Source organism: Bacteroides ndongoniae (genome assembly GCF_900108345.1).
In the GTDB taxonomy this organism is placed as follows: Bacteria; Bacteroidota; Bacteroidia; order Bacteroidales; family Bacteroidaceae; genus Bacteroides; species Bacteroides ndongoniae.
Genome location: NZ_FNVV01000014.1, coordinates 192429 through 217435, shown reverse-complemented (window position 1 = coordinate 217435; position 25007 = coordinate 192429). Strand labels below are relative to the sequence as shown.

Genomic DNA, 25007 nt, shown 5'->3' with positions numbered 1-25007 from the left:
ATTTAGCCTACATTTATACAGTAATATTTTAAATGGAGAAATGGCAAAAAGCAATCCTTGAAACAGAATTTTTCTGAATCAAGAATTGCTTTTTGCTATTATTCCATAATTACTTAAGTTTAGTTTTCTTCAAAATATTTGATTGCTGTATCATTATTTACAGAATTTGAGTAATTTAGGATGTGCATTTATTTATTACCCATTGTGAGCCAATTGACACTCTAAAAGCAATTTCACCTTTATTCAAAGAAAAAACTACATTAAATAGGCTATTATCGATTTGTAAAATTTCATCTAATGAAACTAATATAGCATCTTTTATGTCAAGAGTATCATTTCTGCTTAAAAATTGCCAATCCCCATCATTATCATAAATTACTCGTAATATGGGTTGTTTATGATATACAATACCTTTTGTTGTAAAGACATAAGCTGTTAAATGTTCCATATTTTTAATATTCAATTTTATTACTCTTTTTCAGATTTTCTTCTTTAGAAAGAACTTGTGCGTTAGAATAACTATTGCTTCCTCCTTTAGACTTGGGAGTTATATGATCAATTTCCGCTTGATTCATATTTGCTTTTTCTCCTTTTTTTGATTGAGTTGGAATATCTAACTTTTTACCACTCAAATCGCTTTTTAAGATGCCTCCATTCTTGTTACGATTAATTTCTAGTATTTTTCGTTTCTGGGTTTGAGTGAAACTTTTACCTGCGCTTACTGTTTTTGAATCTGGTAAATCTGCGTATTGACTTACCTTTACAATGTCTGAGGCTTTGTTTGCAGAACTAACCGCATCCACAGCCTTATCTACCGCCCGTGCTCCCTTGATGGCAGCACCCGCACCTCCCGGAACTAACGGTAATGCAACAGCAGCCGCATCAGCAATAATTCCTACACCATCTAAAACGGCGGCTCCGATGTTTCCCTGACTGACATTTTCGGTAAAACTCTCTACGCCCATTATCAGGCTAAAAACATCCCAAACAGTTTCACCTATCTTACCGTCTTTATCGACATGCTTTATCGGGTTATCATAGCAGTAAGCGTACGGTGCCCATCCATACAGTTTCTCCGCCATCGGATCCACCGTCGCAAACCTTCCCAGCGCTGCATCATAATGCCGTGCCCCATAGTCATACCAGTTCAGTCCTTTCTTCGTGTCCAGCTCCTTGCCGTTGTATTTGTAAGGTTGGACAGAAGAAGTCGAAGCGAAGACACCTCCGAAGGGGTAGTAATGGTTCGTTTCCTCTACAGTCCCGTTCTGGTCGATAACCACTCGGTTGTTTCCCTGATGGTCCTGCAGGTAGTAATGGTACTTGCTGTCGGCTAAAGTGACATATCCCGCTTCCGTCAGCAGCAGCTTTTGCACACCGTTTTCATAGATCACGTTGCCGCAATAGTCCGTTGTGGTAGTCGTACCATTGATGACATGCTTCGTGCGGAGCTTGGTTCCGTCGGCGGCATAAGTGTATTCAATGGTACTTCCGTCCGTGAATGTGACCTTGCGCGGTAAATTTAGTGAATTGTATTGAATATTGCTAATGTTTTTATTCAAATCTTTCGTTAAATTACCGTTGGCATCGTAGGCGTATTCGTTCGTCTGCTTCACGGCGTCCTTGAACTCGAAACCGTTGTTGTAGGCCGTAGCGGTGGAAGCATCGTCCACCCGGTTCAGCTGGTTGCCGTTGAGCGTGAAGGTCAGGTTGTCAATGAGCCCGTAGCTGCTTGCTCCCGTCTGCCCATACCGTTGCAGAGCGAGTATGTTTCCGTTCTTGTCGTAACCAGTCACTTTCTCGGTGAAGCGGTTGGCGTTGCTGTTTAGCGAAGTACCTTCGCCATAGACCGCATCCAGCATACGGTTCAGCCCGTCGTAGGTGAACTTGTAGCCGCGGAGCATCGTCTCATTTCCGGCTTTCCAGGTCATGCTGCTGATGTTGCCGTTGTAGCAGGGTGTGCCGTTGCCGGTGTTGTAATACAGGTTCTGCGAGAACTTATTGCCGCTGATAGCTGTCAGCCAGTCGCGGAGGTTGTAGCTGTAGGTCAGTCGGTTGGCGGAACTTCCGTGGTAGTCCGTATGCGACAGTCGGCACAACTCGTCGTACGTATGTGCCAGCAAGGTCTGCTTTACTCCTCCGAAGGTATGCTCCACTTTGGTCAGCCGGTCGGCATGGTCGTAAGTGTAGTCGTAAGCCTCGGTCAGGGTCGGCGCATTCTGTGCCGTATGCGTGTGTGTGCTGTGCGACGGCCGGTCGGTGAAGCTGTAGGTGGTCTCCGTCGTGTCATATCCTCCGCGAAGGTTGCTGCTCACTTCACGGATCAGGTTTCCCCGCATCGAGTAATAATATGCCTTGTACAAGCGTGTGTCCTGTCCGGGCACATAGACGATGCTTCCCGTCTTCCTGCCGCAGCTGTAGTTCCCGACCGGCGCTGGGAAATTCGTGTTGCTGAATCCGGTTCCGGTACGGAAGCTGTAATCGTCGTAAAAGTTGACAAGCTGTAACACGGGCGAAGGGAAGTTGAAGTTGGCCGTATATCCGCATCCGTCAATGCCCGTCCCCGGTCCTGTATATGTACAGATGGTTGCCTGTTCGGCGCCTGCAAAGTTTAACGGAATCTCGCATTCCCCTTTTACCACCAGCCGGTGCGTCTTGTCATACAGGTAAAAGGTCATGAGGTTGGCTGCTTGTTGCTTTTCGTCCTGCGAGAAGAGCATCAGGTCGTTGTTGCCGTATCCATAGTGTATGGTTCCCGTTCCGGGCTTTTTCAGTTCCGTGCATCGTCCCCTTTCGTCGTAGGTGTAGAAGAAGGCATGGAGTGAGAGGTCCGCCTCGTCGGCGGTTTTCGTGACGCGGAGGGTGCGTGTCGGATAGTAGCATTATTTACTATAAGTATATTTGTAAATAAAAGCAATCCTTGAAACAGATTGCTCTGTAACAAGGATTGCTAATATATATTACTATTTCCCTATGATTATAGGAGATGTTGCCCCTGTCTTTTTTTGTATTTCAACATATATATCGCCACCAAAAACGATTCCGCTATTAGGTTGTGGACAGCCATAGATTACCCATAACTCATTATCAACTAAATTGATACGAAAAGGTTTGTTTAATTCAATGTCAATATTGCAGATATCTAAAAAATAGGGCTTTACTATGCTAAAAGCCTCTTCTGGAGTTTGTACTTGACCTCCTTTCCAATGACAACTCGGTGTAAATTCGTATTCATGGATGTCTTCTGGATAAAGACGCTCCAATGTGGAGTCTATGATAAAATCAGGTTGTCCACTATCTATTATAATTGAATGAGGTATAAGGTCTAGTTGAATTTCAGATGTGTCAACCAATACTTCATTTACTTCTCCGATATGTGAAGGCTTAGTTTTACCGGTACAACTTGCACACACAGTAATGCATAATATAATATAAACATATTTCATATTCCAATATTATTTATTCCTCTTTAAAAAGTTCTTTAAACCAGTCTATAATTTTTGTTATGAAGGATGGTTCATAAGGTTGTGTTGTTGCTTTAATGCTATTTTGTCTAGTAGGGTCAGCAGAATCACTAGGCAAATCTGTAGAGAGAACAGAAATTAGCCCGTTTTGGGGATTATGTTCTAACAAACTGCCATTGGGAGTAGTTAAGAAGCCTATCAAATTTGAGTTGTCATTATAGGTTTTATCGGCAGGAGAGAATCTATTATCATAAACTTTAAGAGTTTTCCCAGCGGAGTCTTTTATATTCCCTGTATAATTAGCATGTGAATGAATAGTTGCAACTGTTTTTTCCCCTTTAGGAGGTAGAGAAAACCCCGCTTTATGCTCTTGAAATACTGCAGCTGGAGAATAAGAATACCCTATAATTTTCCCATCCTTCTTTATTTCATAAATCGAAGAGCCCATTTCTTTCTTGTATTTAATAGAATATCCATTATAGTACATACCCCAATCTCTAGCAGCTTCTCTTTTAGTCTTAAATAAATCACCGGGAGCATATTCCATACCATTCAAATCTATATATCTTATTGGATTGTTTCCACAATATGCATACGGACTCATCGAATAATACTTCTCCGCCATCGGATCCACCGTCGCAAACCTTCCTACCGCCGCATCATAGTGCCGTGCCCCGTAGTCGTACCAGTTCAGGCCCTTTTTCGTATCCAGTTCCTTGCCGTTATACTTGTAAGGCTGTACACTCGTAGAGTTGGCGAAGACACCTCCGAAGGGATAGTAATGATTCGTTTCCTCCACCGTTCCGTTCTGGTCGATGACCACGCGGTTGTTTCCCTGATGGTCCTGCAGGTAGTAGTGGTACTTGCTGTCGGCCAAAGTAAGGTAACCCGCTTCCGTCAGCAGCAGTTTCTGCACACCGTTTTCATAGATCACGTTGCCGCAATAGTCCGTTGTGGTGGTTGTACCATTGATGACATGCTTCGTGCGGAGCTTGGTTCCGTCGGCTGCATAAGTGTATTCAATGGTACTTCCGTCCGTAAACGTGACCTTGCTTGGCAAAGATAGTGCAAACCGAACACAAAAGGAAGCAAAAGCTTGCTTTTATTTACATTTGTTGAGGTGCAGCCTGTCTTCTCTAAATTTAAACAATTGTATTGAATATTGCTAATGTTTTTATTCAAATCTTTCGTCAGATTGCCATTGGCGTCGTAAGCATATTCGTTCGCCTGCTTCACGGCGTCCTTGAACTCGAAGCCACCGTTGTAGGCGGATGCCGTCACTGCATCATCCACCCGGTTCAGCTGGTTGCCGTTGAGCGTGAAGGTCAGGTTGTCAATGAGTCCGTAGCTGCTTGCTCCCGTCTGTCCGTATCGTTGTAGAGCGAGTATGTTCCCGTTCTTGTCGTAACCGGTCACCTTTTCGGTGAAGCGGTTGGCGTTGCTGCTTATCGAAGTGCTTTCGCCATAGACGGCATCCAGCATGCGGTTCAACCCGTCGTAGGTGAACTTGTAGCCGCGGAGCGTTGTCTCATTTCCGGCTTTCCAGGTTATGCTGCTGATATTGCCGTTGTAGCAGGGAGTGCCCGGGCCGTCGGTGTAGTGCAGGTTCTGCGAGAACTTGCTTCCGCTGACGGCTGTGAGCCAGCTTCGGAGGTGGCAAATAAAAAAAGCAATCCTTGAAACAAATGTTTTTGAATCAAGAATTGCTTTAATCTCTAAATATTGTTACATGATATAACTATTTAAAATCTCTAGAAAATTTTCCAAAGGTAATTTTAAGAAATTTCCTTTTTGAATATTTATCTCTAACATATTATTTGATATTGTACCAAAACTTATATTTCCACTCAGCATACAAACCTTGTTACTATCTTTTCTTAATGTTGTAATATTATTCATTGCTGTCATATATACATGTTTAGCTTGAAGATGTTTTTTAGCAGCGTTTATTGCTTCAACAAATTCTTTTAAAGATACTATGAATTTTTGGTCAGAAGTTGGATATATTTGTATTTCTAAATATCCATGCTCTTGATTTATTTCAGCGAATAGCAACTTATGATAAATTTCAGCAACTAAATATTCTCTATCAAATGGGCTTGCTATCAATATCTCATATTCATTTATATACATATTGCTTATTATTTTTAAGGTTCTAAAAAACCGATAAACTTACTTTCATTTGAATTGAAACGAGCCCCCATTCCATTAGGGATTTTATAATCTACGACACTTCCACCATAACGACCAATATTGTTATTGTTTACTGTCCTTTGTACATTAGGATTAGACAAAATTTCCTTTAAAACTTTTTCTCCTTGTGCATTTATTGCAGCTTGATTACCTACAGCTTTTGGAAAAGCACTTCCAATCCTATCACCATGTTTTTTTAGAGCGCGTCCAACCGCAGTTAACCCTGCTTTGGAATTCTGATTTGCGATTTTTAATAATTGAGTGATATTTTTTATTCCTAGAGATGGCAAGGGTGCTATCCCACTTCGAGGTGTAAGTCCTATAATATATCCATTTCGACTAACATTAAATTGCGAGCTTCCAACTATTTCGCCCGTTGGATTCCCATAATTATCAATACCATAAACAGGAATTTCCATGCTTCGCCCAAACAAGAACCATAGCAGATTATCCCAAAAACCGGATATGGGAGGAGCGACACGTACACGAGTAATAGTAACTTCGGGAAGAGTGCCACCATCTACAATAGTATCATCGGATTGCATACCATTGGGATCTATATATTTTATTGGATTATTCAAACAATATGTATAAGTACTTATATTGGAATAATCTTCCGCCATCGGATCCACCGTCGCAAACCTTCCCAGCGCCGCATCATAGTGCCGTGCCCCGTAGTCATACCAGTTCAGGCCTTTCTTCGTGTCCAGTTCCTTGCCGTTGTACTTATAGGGTTGAACGGAAGAAGTCGAAGCGAAGACACCTCCGAAGGGGTAGTAATGGCTCACCTCCTCCACCGTCCCGTTCTGGTCGATGACCACTCGGTTGTTTCCCTGATGATCCTGCAGGAAGTAGTGGTACTTGCTGTCGGCCAGGGTGAGGTATCCGGCTTCCGTCAGCAGCAGTTTCTGCACACCGTTTTCATAGATCACGTTGCCGCAATAGTCCGTTGTGGTGGTCGTACCGCCTATTGTATGTACCGTGCGGAGCTTGGTTCCGTCGGCTGCATAAGTGTATTCAATGGTGCTTCCGTCCGTAAACGTGACCTTGCTTGGCAAATTTAAACAATTATACTGAATTTCGGAAATTCCTTTATTCAAATCTTTCGTTAGATTGCCGTTGGCGTCGTAGGCGTATTCGTTCGCCTGCTTTACGGCGTCCTTTAACTTAAAACCGCAAATTAATATTCAGACCTTTCATTTGATAAACAAAAAACTATCCTAACATGCATGATATGACATACCTGATGTTAGGATAGTAATTAAATGTTTCTTTCTTTTTGCAACGGAATCAACCTACGGTCAGAGAAAGAAGGAATTATTCCACAATTAAATTTGTAGCAGGGGTAAACTCCCAACCGGTCAATCCATTATCCTCTATGGCATTTTTCAAGCGTTCGCTAACATAGTCATTGGAGTCAATCCAAGAGATTGAGAAAAAATCGAGTTCCTTGTCAAAAAGGGAATTCATTACGATTCTGTTTCCCCAAATAGTTTGGCATACTCCTCCCTGCTTTTCCACTTCATCTCTTTTTCGAAACAACTCTTCTTTGGAGTTCACGGAAACTTCCCCAAATTTTTCTTTACTAGCTATGTTATATTCTATAAACGAACTCTTTTCAAAATCAACATAATCGATATAATCAGCGAGAATAGTCTTAAGCAAGAAATAGTCATGCTTTACTTTTCTTTTATACAGTCCTAAAGGATAAAATCGATGGGGGCACAGGTTATATTGATCCAAAGTTTTCCGTCCATTTTCACTAATAATAAATAGTTGACTACTGAAACTGCTGCTCACAAAATCTGTCAACTTGGCATAGCCAGCAAGCATCATACCATCAAGTTCAGGCATATAATCAGGAAAAGATTCCACATATTTATATAAGCTAAACAATGCTTTGGGAGCATCTGGATTATATCCCTTAATAAACTTGTGAACTTGTGGGAAATCCTTTCCCACAATGTTTTCGTTAATCGATTCCTTTATAATGTAATATTTCATAATTTTATAAATTTAACTATGCCATGGGTTCTTATATTCAACCTTTATTAGCTCAGTAGGTTTTAAAATTTTGGTATTATCCATAGGTAAAACTTGCTGTTCCAACTTCAAATCATTTATCTTGATATTCGGATTATTTTCTATTGCATTTTTAGCTTTGGAACTAATCTCTTTTACCACATCTACAGCCTGTTCTGGTGTCATTCGGGGATTTTTGTTGAAAGCCTCCTTCAAATTCTGCTCAATCTGTCTCGTATAGTTCGGATGTTTCGCATGTTGTCCCTCACCGGTAGCTTTGCTAAATTTGTCAACAGATATCTTATTCCCTTTTCCTTCTAACTTAAAGCCTCCTTCCTTAGCTGTTTTAATTACATCATTTCCCTTCAATGACCTGGGAATGATATGATGTTCTTCTTTCGGTAAAGCCTTGACTATCTTATCCGAAGTTCCAAGCATCCCAATATTCCTCCCGGTAGCAATAATTGGATTGCTTGTCCCTAAAATAGGGGGATTCATTCCAAAGAAGGTCGGAGGTATTATGAGTTGTTTACCATCCGAATCAACAAATTTCATCGGATTATTCGCACAATACACATACGGACTCATCGAATAATACTTCTCCGCCATCGGATCCACCGTCGCAAACCTTCCTACCGCCGCATCATAGTGCCGTGCCCCGTAGTCGTACCAGTTCAGGCCCTTTTTCGTATCCAGTTCCTTGCCGTTATACTTGTAAGGCTGTACACTCGTAGAGTTGGCGAAGACACCTCCGAAGGGGTAATAGTGATTTACTTCCTTTACCGTGCCGCTTTGGTCGATGACCACTCGGTTGTTTCCCTGATGGTCCTGCAGGTAGTAGTGGTACTTGCTGTCGGCCAAGGTGAGGTAACCGGCTTCCGTCAGCAGCAGCTTCTGCACACCGTTTTCATAGATCACGTTGCCGCAATAGTCCGTTGTGGTGGTCGTACCGTTGATGACGTGCTTCGTGCGGAGCTTGGTTCCGTCGGCGGCATAGGTGTATTCAATGGTGCTTCCGTCCGTGAACGTGACCTTGCTTGGCAAATTTAAACAATTGTATTGAATATTGCTAATGTTTTTATTCAAATCTTTCGTCAAATTGCCGTTGGCGTCGTAAGCATATTCGTTCGCCTGCTTCACGGCGTCCTTGAACTCGAAGCCGTTGTTGTAGGCGGATGCCGTTACCGCATCGTCCACCCTGTTCAGTTGGTTGCCGTTGAGCGTAAAGGTCAGGTTGTCAATGAGCCCGTAGCTGCTTGCTCCCGTCTGTCCGTACCGTTGCAGGGCAAGTATGTTTCCGTTCTTGTCGTAACCAGTCACTTTCTCGGTGAAGCGGTTGGCGTTGCTGTTTAGCGAAGTACCTTCGCCATAGACCGCATCCAGCATACGGTTCAGCCCGTCGTAGGTGAACTTGTAGCCGCGGGTGGTTGTCTGCTAGTAACAAAAGGAAACTAATCCTTGAAGCAGAAAATTTTTTTGAGTCAAGGATTAGTTGCGCAATTGATAAATTTTAAGCAATGTCGAATATCTATTTTTAGTAATGCAAATAGTAGATATAGGATAATCTTGATAAATTATGAATATCTATGTTTGACAAATAGATAGATTACGACTGATGCTATAATTTCTGCCATGAATGCAGGAATTGAAATAAAAGAGAACATTATATCTGCATCATTATTCCATGCAAACCAAATTATTAGTGATAATAAATATGATATAAAGAATTGAAGAATGATATAAATATAGTATTTCTGCTTTGCCATTTTTGTTTTCATTAAGAGTAATGAAAATAAAACAGAACCTATAATAAAGGATATTATACCAAGAAAGAAATTCAATTCTAACAATTCATATAAATATAACATATGCTCAGTATTCATGTTACTTTCATTTTTTATTAGGGTCATATTTTATGGGCTTGAATTCATCTTGAAATTCTTCCACCATACTATTAGGTCTGGGGTCTATTATTGAAGGTGCTTTTTCTTTAACTTCATCATCCACTTTTAAAACGTCAGCAGCAAAAGTTCCACAATTATTCTTTAGTAAAGAATATTCCTTTCTATCAGGATTAGAATTTTCATTCATCTTTTCTATTGCATAATTATTCATTTCATCGAATTTGTCACTTTCAACATAAGCTCCTTCAATACGTCCACCATGTCCTGCTTGCTCTGAAACAGATTGCAATGTTGCATTTAATGATTCAGTTGTAGGATTCCCATTTTGGTCAATAACTACATTAGGAACTGTAAAAGAACGTACAATCCCTTTATTTTCAGAATCGTATCGGCCGTATTCATAGTATTTGGTAAGACCTGATTTATTATTTATTAAAAGTACACCTGCATGTCCTAATCCTCCAACACGTCCGATAGGAGTAGATATTTGGTAATCAGGAAAAGTTATGAAAATGCCATCATTACCATCTGGATCTATCATATTGATAGGAGTATTTAAACAGTACGCATACGGCGAAGTCTCGTAATACGATTCCGATGAGGGATCCACCGTCGTAAACCTTCCTACCGCCGCATCATAGTGCCGTGCCCCGTAGTCATACCAGTTCAGCCCTTTCTTCGTGTCCAGCTCCTTGCCGTTGTATTTGTAAGGTTGGACAGAAGAAGTCGAAGCGAAGACACCTCCGAAGGGGTAGTAATGATTCGTTTCCTCCACCGTTCCGTTCTGGTCGATGACCACGCGGTTGTTTCCCTGATGGTCCTGCAGGTAGTAGTGGTACTTGCTGTCGGCTAAGGTGACATATCCCGCTTCTGTCAGCAGCAGCTTCTGCACACCGTTTTCATAGATCACGTTGCCGCAATAGTCCGTTGTGGTGGTTGTACCATTGATGACATGCTTCGTGCGGAGCTTGGTTCCGTCGGCTGCATAAGTGTATTCAATGGTACTTCCGTCCGTAAACGTGACCTTGCTTGGCAAAGATAGTGCAAACCGAACACAAAAGGAAGCAAAAGCTTGCTTTTATTTACATTTGTTGAGGTGCAGCCTGTCTTCTCTAAATTTAAACAATTGTATTGAATATTGCTAATGTTTTTATTCAAATCTTTCGTCAGATTGCCGTTGGCGTCGTAAGCATATTCGTTCGCCTGCTTTACGGCATCTTTGAACTCGAAACCGTTGTTGTAGGCCGTAGCGGTAGAGGCGTCATCCACCCTGTTCAGTTGGTTGCCATCGAGCGTAAGGGTCAGGTTGTCAATGAGTCCGTAGCTGCTTGCTCCCGTCTGCCCGTATCGTTGCAGAGCAAGTATGTTCCCGTTCTTGTCGTAACCTGTCACTTTCTCGGTGAAGCGGTTGGTGTTGCTGTTTAGGGAAGTGCCTTCGCCATAGATAGCATCCAGCATGCGGTTCAGCCCGTCGTAGGTGAACTTGTAGCCGTGGAGGATCGTCTCGCCGCCCGCCTGCCAGGTCATGCTGCTGATGTTGCCGTTGTAGCAGGGTGTTCCGTTCCCGGTGTTGTAATACAGGTTCTGCGAGAACTTGCTTCCGCTGATGCCCGTCAGCCTATGTCACCGTCACGCCGCCCAGCGTATGCTCCACCTTTGTCAGCCGTTCGGTTTAGCTGGTGCTTAAAATATTGTTTAGAATACAACTTGTACTTGGATGGAAATCTTATTTTTTGAAGTTAATATCATTCCCAAAAATATCATATTCCCCCAATCGATAGTATATATGACTGTTAACATCACGATTAAGCAAGAAAAAATCTCGAAAGAAAATACATTGTATTGAGTACTTGTTGTGAGATATAATGACTCTTGTTAAACAATTATATGTTATGGGAAGTGCTGTAGCATTTATTTCTTCTTCCTTTCGTATGGCATCAATGCTCCATGTCGAACACAAACGCATCATATAAGCGGGGAAACATATTTCATTATATTCTACTTTAATGGAATCCTGACAACCAGTATAGGAGAGTAACGTCTTTTTATTCCAAATTGTGGATAAGAGGTATCTGTTTTCTCCATCTCCATATCTTTCTAAAAAGAAAATTGTATCGTTTTCTACTATTTGTAAATAATTAGTATAAAAGATTTCCTCTCTTGTAGAATTATATAATTTGAAAAAATCCAAAGCAACAGGATTATCTTTAAATTGTTTCCTCAATTCTTTATATTGAATTTTCTTCATTTTTGAGAATATTCTATTCCACGACTGTGCTGAAACCTCAGAACAAGTTAAAAACAATAATGTTATAATCCACATTTTCATAACTTTATTTTCTTTTATTAATGAGGGTGTTTCAAAATGAAGTGATTCTATTCCCCCTCCTCCAAGAAGGAAAGTTTCAGATACTCCTTTTTGATACACCCTCATTGGTTAAGTTAATAGATATAGGGAGTTGTATATACAGATATACCTCCTAATGTAACCTTTTTCTTAAAATAAAGACTTACCCCCGTCCCCGTTCGTAATAAAGGAGTATGAGGGTCACCCTTTCCATCACTTGTTATACCATAATGTGTACGTAGGGGAAGCTTATGCTCTGATCTTAATTGATTTTCAACATGAGTAGCATATTTTTCAGTGTTAGGTACACCATTGGCCCACTCCCCACCAACAACAGTTCCTCGCCAAATGTCTTGTATATGGGCTAGTTCATGCCCTAATCCAATATAAGCGGGACGAGTCGTATTACCGGCAGTATTTAAACCACCTTCTGTATCAGAGGCATTCCATGTAACATATGATCCATTAAGATCTGCTCCGTTTTCTTTTCTATTTGCAATGTTGACCTTTCTTTCACTATTAATTAGTTCATTGACCAAGGCATTTCCTACAGCTCCTTCCCTCAAATCTGCCAAAGCTTTGGACAAGTTGTTCATGAAGGCATCTTCGCCCGAGTATTTGTTTCCTTGTGCGTCAAAGAACCCATAGTTTCCTTTCGAATCTGTCCGGTATGTATAGTCTACATTTACCGTTTTACCGTCAACTTGCGTCGTAAGGGTTGTGATAATACTGTCTCCATTGATGTCAAGGTTCACAACTGGATTATTCGCCGCATACTGATAAGGCGACATGGACGAATACTTGTCAGCAAAGCGATCCACCGTCGCAAACCTTCCTATCACCGCATCATAGTGCCGTGCCCCATAATCATACCAGTTCAGCCCTTTCTTCGTGTCCAATTCCTTGCCGTTGTACTTGTAAGGTTGGACAGAAGAAGTCGAAGCGAAAACACCTCCAAAAGGATAATAATGGTTCACCTCCTCTACAGCTCCGTTTTGGTCGATGACCACGCGGTTGTTGCCCTGATGATCCTGCAGGTAGTAATGGTACTTGCTGTCGGCTAAGGTGACATATCCCGCTTCCGTCAGCAGCAGTTTCTGCACACCGTTTTCATAGATCACGTTGCCGCAATAGTCCGTTGTGGTGGTTGTACCATTGATGACATGCTTCGTACGGAGCTTGGTTCCGTCGGCTGCATAAGTGTATTCGATAGTACTTCCGTCCGTGAACGTGACCTTGCTTGGCAAATTTAAACAATTGTATTGAATATTGCTAATGTTTTTATTCAAATCTTTCGTCAGATTGCCATTGGCGTCGTAGGCGTACTCATCAGCCTGCTTCACGGCGTCCTTGAACTCGAAGCCGTTGTTGTAGGCGGATGCCGTTACCGCGTCATCCACCCGGTTCAGCTGGTTGCCATCGAGCGTGAAGGTCAGGTTGTCAATTAAGCCATATCCGCTTGCGGAAGTCTGCCCATACCGTTGCAGAGCAAGTATGTTCCCATTCTTGTCGTAACCGGTCACTTTCTCGGTGAAACGGTTAGCGTTACTGCCGATGTTCGTACCTTCGCCATAGACCGCATCCAGCATGCGGTTCAGCCCGTCGTAAGTGAACTTATAGCCGCGGAGCGTCGTCTCATTTCCGGCTTTCCAGGTCATGCTGCTGATGTTGCCGTTGTAGCAGGGGGTGCCCGGGCCGTCGGTGTAGTGCAGGGCCTGCGAAAACTTGCTTCCGCTGATGCCCGTCAGCCAGCCGCGGAGGTTGTAGCTGTAGGTGCCGGTATACAGGCCGTTTCCGAAGGTTTTCTGCTGCATCCGTCCGTAGCTGTCGTAGCTCAGGCGGTAGAGGGCACTGCGTGTGCCGCCATTGAGTGCACAGTCCACGGCCACCAGCCTGTCGTTGGGATCGTACATGTAGAAATACTCGCAGGTGAGGGAACCGGTGTCCGACGCACTGCCCGTGTGGGTGTAGAAGTGCTTCGTCACCTGCCCGGTGAAACTGTTGGCATAGCTGTCCCGGTCGTAGCCGCCTTTCAGGTTCGTCCGTGTCTGTTGCACGGTTCTTCCCTTGCTGTCGTAGTAGAGGGCGGTTGCAACGTAGCGCCCCGTTCCGTCGGGCAGGTAATGGCGGTTACCGGTGGGCAGCCCGTCGGCGTATGTGTGGCAGGTGTCGTACCCGCTTCGTGCGGCATAGGTCAGGGCATTTCTTTCGGCGGACGTCAGTTTGTCCAGAAAGCTGTAGTCGTCGTAATAGTTCACTTCGAGCAGTCGCACGTCGCTGCCCCAGCCGACCGTCGTGTTCGTGTACCCTATCCCCAAGGGATCGTTCCCGCTGTCGCTTTCGGTGGCACATATCCCGCTTAGGCGGGTCCGCAGCGTGGCGATGTCCGTCGCGTCCGTGTGCTCGAAGCTGTATAGCAGCCTTCCGATGGCGTCGTATTTATGCACCGTCCATCGGTTGCCGGCCCGCTGCGTGCCGTTCTGTTCCAGCACAAGGCGGTCGGCACGGTCGTATATCAGGCGTACGGTCTCGCAGCCCGGCAGCTTCTTTTCGATGCAGCGGTTGCGCCCGTCATATTGGTAGCTGTAGGCATGCCGTGCCAGGGTGGTCGCGTCGGTGTTTCCGTCGGCGGATGGCGGAAGGACATGCCGCAGCAGTCCGTAGTCGTCGTACACGTAATAGGTGTCGTGGCTCACGCCCCGGTTGCGGCTCCTTGTCAGCACCGTCTTCTCGCGTTTGTCGGTGAAGGTCAGCGTGCTGTCGTTTTCCTCCCCGACGGAGAGGGTAACCTTCAGTTCGCCTGGGGCGTATAGCGAGGGCGTTCCGATGGTTCCGTCTTCTCCCGCCGTATAGCGATAGGCGGACAGCAGGCTGCCGGGAGTGTTGTCGTTCACCAGATATTCGGTGTGCCGGGCCTTTCCGGCGTTGTGCCAGGCCGCTCCCGGGCCGGTCTGTGCAAGTATGCGGTCGAGCGGCGACGGCTCATATGCCGTTTCCGAGTAAGGCGCGGCATCGTCCGTGAGCAGGGCGGCACGCGAAAACAGGCTGGTCACGAAACGCCCGTCACTGTACGCTGACGGGACGGGAACCGATTCCCGCCATTTGCGTCCGAAACTGTCGTATTGCACTCCCGAGACCAAATCGGAGCCGTCGGGAGCAAACTGTTTCAGCACGAGCTGGCTTTCACGGCCGAGTCCGTCGTAATACTGGATGCGGTCCATGTACTGTGAAGCGGTGTTTCCCGCTTCGCGGTAAGTGCGCGTCAATACGTAGTTTTCTGTTTCGCTCTGCGAAAAGACGCGGAGCGGAGAAGCCCCCAGCAGAAGCAGGGGCAGCAAGACGAATAAATGATTTTTCTTCATGGCTGTTGTAACGTTTTAAAACATGTCCAGATTGATATGATAAGGGTACTTGAAAGTGATGCCTTCTGTGGCACTGATCATGCCAAGGGCACAAGTGCGGTCACTCTTATTGCAAACAATGTAAACCCGTGCTCTCCCTTGGGGCAAGTGTACAGTGACCAGTTCTGCACCTTTCCCCTTCCTGACAAACTTATGGCTCTTACCATCAGCTCCGGTTATGTAATAGGTAATGCCTTTATAAGTGTCCGTGTCATATTCCAAAGAGAAAGTCATGTCGGTTTCGACTGGGCAATTGAATTCAGCTTCCATAAACCGCTCGTTACCTTCTTCAAAATGGTTTATGTAATCGAAGGCTACTGACATGTCCATTACCACATCAAAAGAAACTACCGCCTCACAAGAGTTGTGATTCGAATCACTCACGCGGCATACCAGTTGGTACGATCCTACCTGTGTGAACTTGTAACTGAAAGTGCTACTTGTACTGACCTGTGTCTGGTATTGCGGATTTTCTTTCTCACTCAGGAACCATTGGTAGGTATAATCGGGGCTACCACCGCTGACTGTTACGGTGAAAGTATGCGTACCCAGATAATAGCGCGATTGTTGGGGGGTAATGGTGGCACTTATATGGTATGTATCGCTTGGAACTTTGCCCGAACTCATTTTGTAGTAGTACGAGTGACTCCGTTCAAGATGCCCGTTATAGTCAAGTTCTGCCGCAAGTTCGCCGAAACCGTTGTAAATAAACGATTTCAGATTACCGGAAGGGGAAGTTATCGAGCTGATACCTTCGAATGGTCTGTAAGTGTACGAAGTTACTTGGGCTTTGCCACGTAATTGTTCGCGCAGTGCAGAGCACATGGTGACCAATGAGGTGCTGTCCGAAATTGTTACATATTTGCCCACATTGTTTATCGCATCTGCATTTTCTCCTCTTATTTCGGCTACCGGATAATGTTGCGCATAAGCACGGATGTAAGCCAGATACGTAGAATTGTCTTTTACAGCTTCTATAAGATTACCGCCGCTGTCATATCTCGTGAAACGGATTCGTACTTCACGCGGGTTGTTGCCTTTTCCTGTCTCTATGCGATCAATCACTGGGATATCGGACGACAGGCGATAGGGATTGTATACATCGTACCGTGCGTCTCCTTCGGTTATCACACGTCTGACAACCGGTGAAATCCAGTTATGTTCTACCATGAAGCGGGAAGCCGCATCGGTAAAATCACCGGGATAGGAAAGCATCTCAACACGTTCTTGGTTCATATCGCGACGTGTCCGAATCTGGGTGAGCAGTAATTGGTCATTGTAAGCGTACTCTTTATGTGTTTCGAAGAACTTTTCACCATCAAATTCTCTTGTTGTAGTACTTGTCAGTTCCATATGTCCGCTTCTGAAAGAAGTACGGCCGTCATAGAGATAATCCTCGGGAAAACCGCTTTCATAAATTTCACTTTCGTCCGAATTGGGGACTCCGCCCAATTTCAGGATGCGTATTTTCTCCCATGAGGTCAATCGGGGGCCGCTAAATTCGTGTACTTGTACAGGATTGCATATCATATAAGTCACTTGTTTCCCTTCCCTTTCCCTATAGTTGTGCCGCTCTTCGCGCAACAACTTTCCGGTACTGTCATAATCTCTTTTCCTGATCAACTGTCCAACACTCCAATCACGGAACTTACGGTGTGATTGCCGGTAAAGCAAAGGGGCAAGCGGATCAAAGCTACCTCCTGTACGAGTGGTGCGTATGGAGGATAGTTTGCTATAATCGTACTCGTAAACGGTTTTTCCGCATTTTCCCTCTTCGTCACGATATTCCGTTACCACATCGTACACGATGGAAGCAGAAGACTCTAAAAAGTCGTTTACCACCGGATGAGCATGAAGCTGCACTTTGTACATATGGTAGGCTTCTCTCCAATGTATATACCCAGGCATTTTAAAATAGGTGGTATGGATGGCGGAAGTCATAAAGTCGGTATCTTCCAACGTGCGTACTGAAAGCCCTATTCCGCATTCGTTACGACCGTATTTGAATCGTCGCCGTGAAACTGCCGTGCCGTTTTCCTGACAATTCCTGATTTCACGGATGCGCAGACTGCCGTTCGAGACCGACTTTTTCCGATGGATGTCATCAAACTTGTTGGGCTCGTAATAAAATTCGGTGTATGCTCCGGTGGGGTAAGTCACTTTCTTCAGCATGAATTGCAAATTGGGTGAATCATCTCCGTCGTTGTAGTAATCTTTGCTGCCGTAGCAGAAAAAAAGTGAATCATTCGGGATACCGTCGGGCGAATAGAGCGAGAATTTGAATGACAGGCGGGGAATGTCGGTTTGCGTATTTCCTGAAGTGTAGTAAGTACTATAACCCCATGGGTTTACTTGAGGTGAATCATAAGCCATGCCTGTACGATCCCAGTAAGTGAATCCGTATTTACGATATGATTTCCCGTCTTTTTCCCATTGGAGTATGGCGTTCAGGCAGGGACGTTCTCCTATCGGTTCACTTAATAGCTGAAAGCGTCTTATCACGTTATCATTGGAATCTTTTATCACAATATTGTTCAGAATTTTTTGGGCAGTAAGGTATAAGGTCGCACGAATATAAGTAAACTCAATGCTTCCGCCCGGGAAGGTGATCCGGCTTGGGTAGCGGGAAGTAATCCGCTGTTCCCAGTAATTAGTGGAGCGGTTGTTACACCGTTCTACCAGACCGTTGCTTGTATGTCCGTTGCCTGGCAGTACATCGTTCACGGTTATTCGCATGTCCGTACCGCCACTGGCCAAACCCATCACATCATGTTGGACCAACGTTACCCCTTTGACTGCCGAATCGTCCAGTGGAGGATCGTCTTCCAGGCAATAATCCGGCCCTATATTCCCATCCCAACACATGATGTCCAGCGTGGCACTCTGTTCATAGTTGTGGAGCGTGTACTTGTAGGGGGTATTGTCCGTAAGTCCTTCGTAACTGAAAGTGATGGTCTCCTGCTGAGGTGTGACGATGCTATTGGCCTTGTACACGGCGATGTTGGAGATGGCACGTGTTTCAGTGACTGTCGTGCTTTCTTCTGTCGGGATGAAGTGATACTTCACACCGTCTGTATCTGTTATGTCAAATGATTTCAAATCAGAAGAATTGTCGATACGGATAGGGTCATAAGGGACAGTTACGAACTCTTTCATTGCATTGTCATTGGCCGGACGGTTCAAAAAGAAACTGCCTCCCTTGTTGGGTAATAAATAAAAATATTGGTCAGGTTCTGCATCATAATAGCCATAGGCGATATCAAGTAAAGTATCTCGTGCCGAGATATTGGTTCCTCTGTTCATATACAACCCATATACTGGCATCTCGTCCGGCAGTCCGTTCACCGCATGGGCAATCTGCGGTTCGGCCACTAAGCTCCAGCCGGCTCCCACGAAGCTGCGTTCGCCCGGCTTGAAACCGGAAGACTGGTACACCAACTTGATGGGAAGGGTATAGCCGCTGGCAAGCTTTATCTCGTAAATGGGTATCTCGGTTTTCACTAAGCCGGTATTGTAGCTCACCGGATACTTGAGCATTCCTATCAGGCGTGTCACCTCAGGCGTCTGGGGAATGGCGGGCGGGAATGCAGGCGAAAGCGTTACGTCCTGCCCGTACAGGGTTGCCGTATGCAGAAAAGCGGCCAGAAGGCCGATCAGTACGGAAATTGTTTTTATTCTGTTTCTTTTCATATTTTTCCAATCTATTACTTTTTGTTTGTCAGATAATTCATTTCTTTGGCCCCCTCCTTCCGGAAGGAGGGAGGGGAGCCGGACTGTGCCACCTTATTTTGACACAGCAGCCTTCTCCGCGCTTAGCGGGCGGCCTACAGCAGGTTAGCGGCTTGAACGCCCAGCGCGCCGGCCAGCACACCTGCCACAGCACAGATGATCTTGATAATCAGATCCCAAGTCGATTTCTTGACAGCCATAATTTTCACACCTCCTTTCGTTGCGGTTGATAGTAGTTGACGAGTTGACAAGTTGACGAGGGGCTTTAGCTGCCGAAGTTCCCGTAATCCTCGTTGTCCTCGTTTACTACCCACTTGTCTCCATTATCAATTCTCCATTCTCAATTATCAATTATCCATTCTCCATTCCCCTACATCTCCTTCGCCACCTCGAAGCACGGGCATTGCTTCACCCACTCCCATGCCTCGACCGTTCCGTTGCGGTCCAGGTCGGGGCTGAGGTCGCGGTGTCCGCAGACGCGGACGTTGCCCTTGAAGCGGCGCAGCAGCTGGGCCACCAGCAGGCGCAGGGCGGCGCGCTGTTCGGGCGTGCGGGTGTCCTTGGGTTGGCCCTGGGCGTCCAGTCCGCCTTCGTAGCAGATGCCGATGGAGTGCTTGTTGTAGCCTTTCACGTGCGCCCCTGCAAGCTCCAGCGGGCGGGTGACGACGGTGGTCCCGTCGCGGCGGATGTAGTAGTGGTAGCCCGTCATGCGGTAGCCGCGGCGACGGTGCTCCTGGTCCAGCGCCTCGGGGGTGAGGACGTGGCCCTCACGGGTGGCGCTACAGTGGATGACGATGTAATCGATTCTTCGCATGGTTCTTTAGGGTTTAGGGTTGAGGGTTTAGGGATGAGGGATGAGGGTTTAAGGTTTAGGGTTTAGGGATGAGGGTTGAGGGATGAGGGTTGAGGGGTGAGGGTTGAGGGGTGAGGGAGGGCACCACGGAGTACACAGAGTTCCACAGAGGGGAAAATTTTAATCCGTGCCTAAAAACTTCTTTCAACGCAGATTACGCAGATTATCGCAGATTAAAATCCATGTTTTTCCGTGTTATTCGCGTCATCCGCGTCTGAAGGATCTACCACAGAGCTTCACAGAGGGAAAGGCGGGGCCAGGTTCGTGTGCATTGTCTATACACCCTCAACCTTAAACCCTCAACCATAAACCCTCAACCCTCATCCCTCAACAGAGTTTATCCCAGCGGATCCTCCCCGCCTCCACCGCCACCTCCGCCACCGGGCGTTTCTTCATCGTCGGTGCCGTCGGCGGGCGTCATGTTCAGTTCCTGAAGCTTGGTGTCCAGGTCGACGAAGTCGATGCGTTCTTCGGCGCGGGTGGTCGAGGTGTCCAGGTTAGGGCGGATGGCGCTCGATGCACGGAAGTTGATGCGTACCGCCTTGATTTTTTCCGCCGTGCAGTCCTTGCGCTGTTCCGAGCCTTCGGTGGTGGCCGAGAGGCTGAACACCCCGAAGCCGTCGATGCTGACCGAATGGCCATTGTAGAGCTCCGTCCGCATGGCGGAAACGAAGTTGGTGAGTACGCTCTGGATGTCGCCCAGTGTGAGCGAGCTTTTTTCTTTCATCTGGATGGAGAGGCTTTCCAGCGTGGCCGGTTTTCCCCACACCACCAGTTGGGGGTAGTACTTGGCCGGTGCGGCCTGGTCCTGCGGGTTCTTCCGCTGGACACGTTTGAATGTGACAGACATACGAGTCTCCTTTCTTGTTTTTTCGGGTGATGAGGAGGATGCGAAAAAGGCAGGAAGGACTGAAAAAAACGGAAGTAGCGTTGGCATACATTCAAAATTAATCAGTACCTTTACCACCGGTTTGCAGAGAGCATCACCGTCGGCGGATGACAACCGCCCGATGCAGCCTTCTCCTGTCCGGCCTGCCGATGTAGGCATTTCCTCTGAATCAGTAAGTTAAGCGGTGTGCACCAACCGCGTCCATGATCTCCGGAAGTGGACAAAGCAAAGGTCCGCAAACTTTCCGACAAGGGTGGGACAACCGGTGTCGGGACGGGTGCTACTTGGACGAACTGGTGTCGGTGTTTAACGTTTATTTACTTCGGCACCCTTGAAAAAACGTATCAACTGCAATTTTGAAGTCGGAAAACACTTAAAAACTTAGCTTGAAAATGACACTGACATTGATTATCGTGCTGGCACTGGTGGTTGTGCTGGCATTGGCCGTCGGCGTGCTGGCCATTGTGAACCGCCGTATGCGCAGAAAGCACAAACAGGAAAGAGAAGAACTGGAACGCCAATATCGGGCCGTGGACGAACTGCTGAATACTGAGGCATGGAAACTGGACGAACTGTGGACAAACTCCCAGCGGCTGGAAAACGAACTGGAAGTGTTCGTGCGGATGCTGGACGAACAGGACAGCAGGAGTATATATAGTTATGGCATAGGCGGCAATTACTGTAAAGTCGATGAAAAATATGAAGAGCAGAGGAAAAAGTTAGATATCAAAGAGCTGGCCAAACGCTACGGGATCACCGAAGAAGAGGCAAAGGAAAGACTGCTGCGCGAAGAAGAAAACGATCTTTGGTTAGCGAAAAAGCAAACCACCACCGACATCTACGAACTACGCGAATTACGCGCCATGCTGGCCCGACTCAAAGAGATTAACGAAGAACACCGCGAAGTAAGCTACAACGCCCTGCGCGAACTGAAGCGCATCCGCCGCGAGATAGATAGAATCAGCAAACGCACGGAAAAGGCGCGCGAGGACAGGAAGAAAGAAAAGTAAAAAAAAAAGGCATGAACCACAGAGGTACGCAGAGTTTCATAGAGGAAGCACCACATTAAACGTAACGCCCCGCCACATTGCTTGTGGCGGGGCGTCGGATTGTTTGTAACGGCACACAACAAACGGTGTGGCGTCAGGGCTCGTCGAAGTGGCGAACCAGCAACTCTACCTGACGGCGGCTGAAGGTCTGCTCGTTGCGTCCTTCAGGACCTTCCTCGTAGAGCGCGCGGCGCAAGGCATCGCTGCGTTCTATCCAGCGGTGGAGCTTGCGCAACGCACAGCGGGGCGTGAGGTTGGGAAAATAGAGTTGGGCAAATTCGGCCTTACGGTAGGGCCGGATGACGAAGGGGCGGTCGGCTCCTTCGTCGGGAATCAATTCGGGTTTCATAGCGTTTGAATTTTTAAGTTTCTGAGTTTTTAAGTTTTATAGCCAAACAGAAATATCCAAAGAATATTTCCGCTTAGGAAATTAGAAGGAGGTTAGTAGTTAAGGAGTTAAGGAGTTAAGGAGTTAAGAAGTTAAGCCGATAGATAGACTACTCTAAACCATTAACCATTAACCATTAACCATTAACCATTAATCATTAACCATTTTCTTCGCAACGAACCGGTGTCCGGAAATTTCACCATCCGGCGACTCTGTTCCGCAGCTGCCGAGGGCTCATTTTAGGGCTCAGGCTCACTATGAGCCTTCCCCACGGGTGCAGATTCCGATTTTCGATAACCATCTTCCTCTTTTACAAGCAGTTCCGACTGTACAGCTTTGCGGAGTATCCGCTTGGCCGAACTTAGCGGAATGCCTGCGGGAACAGCTGCATCGACAAACTGTTTGTACGAGAATTTCGCAGGAAGCGACTCCAGCACGACTGCTATCCGGTGAGGACGTTGCAACGCCACGACGGGCCTTGCGCTGTCCGGCAGGGTGGAACTGAGCAGCAGGCTGTGCTCCAGCAGCGTCTGCGTGATGAGCAGGGCGTTGCGGAAGTCGGTGTCCGTGCAGCGGTACTCGGGCGCCTGGCGGAAATCGGCCCACTTGCGGAAGGCCGTGAACAGTGCTGCCAGACGCATGGCCAGCAGGCCGTGGCGGAAGATGATGCCAAGCACGGCATCGCGCCCCTCGGCATGGGCATCGGCCAGCAGGCGGCTGAAGCAAGCCGTATGCTCGCGCCACTGTTCGGGGCTGAAGGTGACCAGCGTAGGGCTTTTCAGCAGTCCCAGGTGGATGGGCAGCAGTTCTTCGCTCAGGCGGCGGAAGTGGCTGTAGCGGTCGGTCTGTGCGTCGGCGGGCGCACACGACTCCCACTGCACTGCCGGCGGACGGGTGCACACGGCAAAGCGGCTGTAGAGCCCCGACTCCAGCGAACGGAAAAAGGTGCAGAACTGTTCGGGCGTGCCCGACATGACGAGCGACAGCCGCGGACGACGTGCCACGAGCGGTGCCCCGTCCACCTTGTACGACGACCCTACCTCTTCGTGGTGGGCAGCCTTCAGCAGGATGTCCTCGAAGTGGCCGTAGTCGGTGCCGATGGCATCGCACAGGGTGGCCATCTCCGTTGTGGCCATGGCACAACCCACCTGTCCCGAAGCCGCCAGACTCTCTATCAGCCGGCTTTTGCTGATGGTGGCCGGCAGCTTGAAGTACTGCAGCACGGTTTTGGACGGGCGCAGGTCGCGGTTGGGCTTGCGCTGCTGCTTGCGTGCTTCGGCCAGTTCCAGCTCCCACAGGGTACGTGCTTCGTCGGCAGCCTCCTGCTGCTCCTCGCGGCAACGGGCATACCAGTCTTCGGTAGCATCGAGCAGCGAGGCGGTGAAGGCTATCACGCCCTTCCCCGTACCGGCGGGCGCCACTACGGCCAAGTAGAAGTGGGGCGAGTGTTCCACTCCCTTATAGACGAAGCGCACACCCGTCAGCAGCGCACTGCAACTGTTGAGCGACCCCATCAGCAGGAAGTCGCGTTCGCGGTCGTTGCAGGCGGGCTCGACGCATCGTGTCAGCAGCGGAGGCAGCGTGTCGTACACCGTGGCAGGAATGAGGGGGACGGAGGACATGAGCGTTTCATTATTTTCCAACAAATCGTCCGCATCGGCTGCCGCCTGGCCCCGTGGGGAAGGCTCATAGTGAGCCTGAGCCCTAAAATGAGCCCTCGCACCGGAAACGTCGGCCGGCGGAAGCTGGTCAACATACTGATAACCAGAAAGTACGCGCGAACGTATGTCGTCGGACGTAAAATCGTCCGAAGCATGGCGGTAACTGAAGACCTGGATGAGACGTTCCAGTTCGGATGCCGAAAAACCTTTACGACGGGCAGCATGCCCCAGTTTCAGTGCGACGTCGTTTCGTCCGCCCCGGACGAAAGGATGACGGTGCTCGAAGTCGCTGACAAACTGTTCGAGGAAGCCCGGCGCGGTAGCCGGCGTTGCGCCCTGTGCGGAGGCTTCGGCGGCGGGGACCGGAGAGGAAATGTCCGCCGCATCGGCATCGCTGCCCGCTTCGGCGGCGGGTACAAAGGGAAAGACCTCGGCTTCGGGGGCATACCAGGCAGCGGGGTCCCAGGAGTAGTAGCAGGGCTGAGTCAGGATGCGGCATTTTTCGTCGTAGGGATGGGCGGCACAGTTGCTCACGGCACTTCCCACCGCCGCATAGAGGGCGCGGTAGTTGCGGGCGGCATCGTCGGGACTGACGCGAGCCACTACCTTCAGGCCGTTGCCCGAGATGCTGCGGAAGGCAGCCACCACCCAGGGCAAGGTGCTGACGCGGCGTACGATTTCGTCCGTACGTTCGTCGGTATGGTCCAGGTCGATGCACAGCAGTCCGCTGTAGCTCGTCAGGTTGCGCACGGCGTGTCCGCCCCGGCAGGTGCCTGCCGTTACCACACAGGGGGTGCGCCCCTTCAGTGCCTGCGCTTCGGCCTTGCGGTCCGGCTGCGCGGCCAGTCGGCGGTAGTTCAGTGTGTGCGCCTTGAAGTCGTCGCCGCGTATGCGCCCGATGAAGCAGGCAAAGGGAATGTCGCGGGGCTTTTTGCTCCTGACGTCCGGAAATTCGGAAATCAGGAACGGTTCGTGTTTTGCAGTTGATGTTTCCATAGCAACTATCATGTTTTTTAGTCCGGCCGCCAGCACCATTGCTGCGGCCACTGCAAAACAAAGCAAAATATTCGGAACCGTTTCCCGATTTCGGAGTACTTATTCCCGTAAGTA

15 protein-coding genes and 5 pseudogenes are annotated in these 25007 nt (G+C 47.5%); 1 reads left to right on the top strand and 19 read right to left on the bottom strand.

From position 1 onward, the window contains the following. Positions 1-175: 175 nt before the first annotated feature. The 17 genes and pseudogenes from BQ5591_RS11820 to BQ5591_RS11745 form a co-directional block, all read right to left on the bottom strand. Positions 176-448, bottom strand: coding sequence for a hypothetical protein (locus tag BQ5591_RS11820; protein WP_071150692.1), 273 nt, complete (start codon positions 446-448; stop codon positions 176-178). 4 nt (positions 449-452) lie between these two features. Beyond that, positions 453-2717, bottom strand: a complete 2265-nt coding sequence (locus BQ5591_RS11815; RefSeq protein ID WP_071149539.1) for an RHS repeat-associated core domain-containing protein — start codon at positions 2715-2717, stop codon at positions 453-455. Between the two features lie 243 nt (positions 2718-2960). After that, complete coding sequence (locus BQ5591_RS11810) at positions 2961-3443, bottom strand: NTF2 fold immunity protein (RefSeq protein ID WP_071149538.1); 483 nt, start codon at positions 3441-3443, stop codon at positions 2961-2963. Between the two features lie 13 nt (positions 3444-3456). Next, positions 3457-4008, bottom strand: a complete 552-nt coding sequence (locus BQ5591_RS22300) for a DUF4329 domain-containing protein (protein WP_449374830.1) — start codon at positions 4006-4008, stop codon at positions 3457-3459. Beyond that, positions 4003-5117, bottom strand: a pseudogene (locus tag BQ5591_RS21680) (RHS repeat-associated core domain-containing protein); the annotation flags it as partial. The gene BQ5591_RS22300 and the pseudogene BQ5591_RS21680, both read right to left, overlap by 6 nt. 69 nt (positions 5118-5186) lie before the next feature. Further along, a complete protein-coding gene (locus BQ5591_RS11795) occupies positions 5187-5594 on the bottom strand; it encodes a hypothetical protein (protein ID WP_071149537.1) in 408 nt (135 codons plus the stop codon). Between the two features lie 605 nt (positions 5595-6199). Next, a pseudogene (locus tag BQ5591_RS21875) lies at positions 6200-6829 on the bottom strand (RHS repeat domain-containing protein); the annotation flags it as partial. A gap of 142 nt (positions 6830-6971) precedes the next feature. Continuing rightward, a complete protein-coding gene (locus BQ5591_RS11785; RefSeq protein ID WP_071149536.1) occupies positions 6972-7658 on the bottom strand; it encodes a hypothetical protein in 687 nt (228 codons plus the stop codon). Positions 7659-7670: 12 nt separating this feature from the next. Next, a pseudogene (locus BQ5591_RS22190) lies at positions 7671-8072 on the bottom strand (AHH domain-containing protein); the annotation flags it as partial. 120 nt (positions 8073-8192) lie between these two features. Continuing rightward, positions 8193-9110: pseudogene (locus BQ5591_RS21870) on the bottom strand (RHS repeat domain-containing protein); the annotation flags it as partial. A 456-nt stretch (positions 9111-9566) separates the two neighbouring features. Then, positions 9567-11197: pseudogene (locus tag BQ5591_RS11770) on the bottom strand (RHS repeat domain-containing protein); the annotation flags it as partial. 109 nt (positions 11198-11306) lie between these two features. Further along, entirely contained in the window at positions 11307-12014 is a 708-nt protein-coding gene (locus BQ5591_RS11765; RefSeq protein ID WP_159434464.1) for a hypothetical protein, read from the bottom strand. A gap of 8 nt (positions 12015-12022) precedes the next feature. Further along, on the bottom strand, positions 12023-15289 hold the full coding sequence (locus tag BQ5591_RS21385) for a DUF6443 domain-containing protein (RefSeq protein ID WP_159434463.1): 3267 nt from the start codon (positions 15287-15289) through the stop codon (positions 12023-12025). A 15-nt stretch (positions 15290-15304) separates the two neighbouring features. Next, entirely contained in the window at positions 15305-19018 is a 3714-nt protein-coding gene (locus BQ5591_RS11755) for a hypothetical protein (RefSeq protein WP_071149532.1), read from the bottom strand. Between the two features lie 134 nt (positions 19019-19152). Beyond that, complete coding sequence (locus BQ5591_RS21380) at positions 19153-19257, bottom strand: smalltalk protein (protein ID WP_022163173.1); 105 nt, start codon at positions 19255-19257, stop codon at positions 19153-19155. Positions 19258-19427: 170 nt separating this feature from the next. Beyond that, positions 19428-19871, bottom strand: a complete 444-nt coding sequence (locus BQ5591_RS11750) for an N-acetylmuramoyl-L-alanine amidase (RefSeq protein ID WP_022163174.1) — start codon at positions 19869-19871, stop codon at positions 19428-19430. 376 nt (positions 19872-20247) lie between these two features. Next, complete coding sequence (locus BQ5591_RS11745) at positions 20248-20760, bottom strand: HU family DNA-binding protein (RefSeq protein ID WP_071149531.1); 513 nt, start codon at positions 20758-20760, stop codon at positions 20248-20250. 431 nt (positions 20761-21191) lie between these two features. On the opposite strand from BQ5591_RS11745, the gene BQ5591_RS11740 reads away from it, so the two are divergent. Beyond that, positions 21192-21809, top strand: a complete 618-nt coding sequence (locus BQ5591_RS11740; RefSeq protein WP_071149530.1) for a hypothetical protein — start codon at positions 21192-21194, stop codon at positions 21807-21809. A 133-nt stretch (positions 21810-21942) separates the two neighbouring features. On the opposite strand, the gene BQ5591_RS11735 is transcribed toward BQ5591_RS11740, so the two are convergent. Both BQ5591_RS11735 and BQ5591_RS11730 read right to left on the bottom strand, forming a co-directional pair. Beyond that, positions 21943-22197 carry a DUF4248 domain-containing protein gene (locus BQ5591_RS11735; RefSeq protein ID WP_071149529.1) on the bottom strand — a complete coding sequence of 85 codons (255 nt, stop codon included), beginning with the start codon at positions 22195-22197 and terminating at the stop codon, positions 21943-21945. Positions 22198-22475: 278 nt separating this feature from the next. Continuing rightward, complete coding sequence (locus BQ5591_RS11730; RefSeq protein WP_071150691.1) at positions 22476-24893, bottom strand: DUF3987 domain-containing protein; 2418 nt, start codon at positions 24891-24893, stop codon at positions 22476-22478. Positions 24894-25007: the final 114 nt, after the last annotated feature.

Bases quoted from the DNA above. Each gene is read 5' to 3' on its own strand.
- BQ5591_RS22300 (WP_449374830.1), bottom strand. From the start codon at position 4,008: ATGGAATATGCTCCCGGTGATTTATTTAAGACTAAAAGAGAAGCTGCT.
- BQ5591_RS11765 (WP_159434464.1), bottom strand. From the start codon at position 12,014: ATGAGGGTGTATCAAAAAGGAGTATCTGAAACTTTCCTTCTTGGAGGA.
- BQ5591_RS11785 (WP_071149536.1), bottom strand. From the start codon at position 7,658: ATGAAATATTACATTATAAAGGAATCGATTAACGAAAACATTGTGGGA.
- BQ5591_RS11755 (WP_071149532.1), bottom strand. From the start codon at position 19,018: ATGAAAAGAAACAGAATAAAAACAATTTCCGTACTGATCGGCCTTCTG.
- BQ5591_RS11810 (WP_071149538.1), bottom strand. From the start codon at position 3,443: ATGAAATATGTTTATATTATATTATGCATTACTGTGTGTGCAAGTTGT.
- BQ5591_RS21380 (WP_022163173.1), bottom strand. From the start codon at position 19,257: ATGGCTGTCAAGAAATCGACTTGGGATCTGATTATCAAGATCATCTGT.
- BQ5591_RS21385 (WP_159434463.1), bottom strand. From the start codon at position 15,289: ATGAAGAAAAATCATTTATTCGTCTTGCTGCCCCTGCTTCTGCTGGGG.
- BQ5591_RS11740 (WP_071149530.1), top strand. From the start codon at position 21,192: ATGACACTGACATTGATTATCGTGCTGGCACTGGTGGTTGTGCTGGCA.
- BQ5591_RS11795 (WP_071149537.1), bottom strand. From the start codon at position 5,594: ATGTATATAAATGAATATGAGATATTGATAGCAAGCCCATTTGATAGA.
- BQ5591_RS11820 (WP_071150692.1), bottom strand. From the start codon at position 448: ATGGAACATTTAACAGCTTATGTCTTTACAACAAAAGGTATTGTATAT.
- BQ5591_RS11815 (WP_071149539.1), bottom strand. From the start codon at position 2,717: ATGCTCTTCTCGCAGGACGAAAAGCAACAAGCAGCCAACCTCATGACC.
- BQ5591_RS11750 (WP_022163174.1), bottom strand. From the start codon at position 19,871: ATGCGAAGAATCGATTACATCGTCATCCACTGTAGCGCCACCCGTGAG.
- BQ5591_RS11730 (WP_071150691.1), bottom strand. From the start codon at position 24,893: ATGGAAACATCAACTGCAAAACACGAACCGTTCCTGATTTCCGAATTT.
- BQ5591_RS11735 (WP_071149529.1), bottom strand. From the start codon at position 22,197: ATGAAACCCGAATTGATTCCCGACGAAGGAGCCGACCGCCCCTTCGTC.
- BQ5591_RS11745 (WP_071149531.1), bottom strand. From the start codon at position 20,760: ATGTCTGTCACATTCAAACGTGTCCAGCGGAAGAACCCGCAGGACCAG.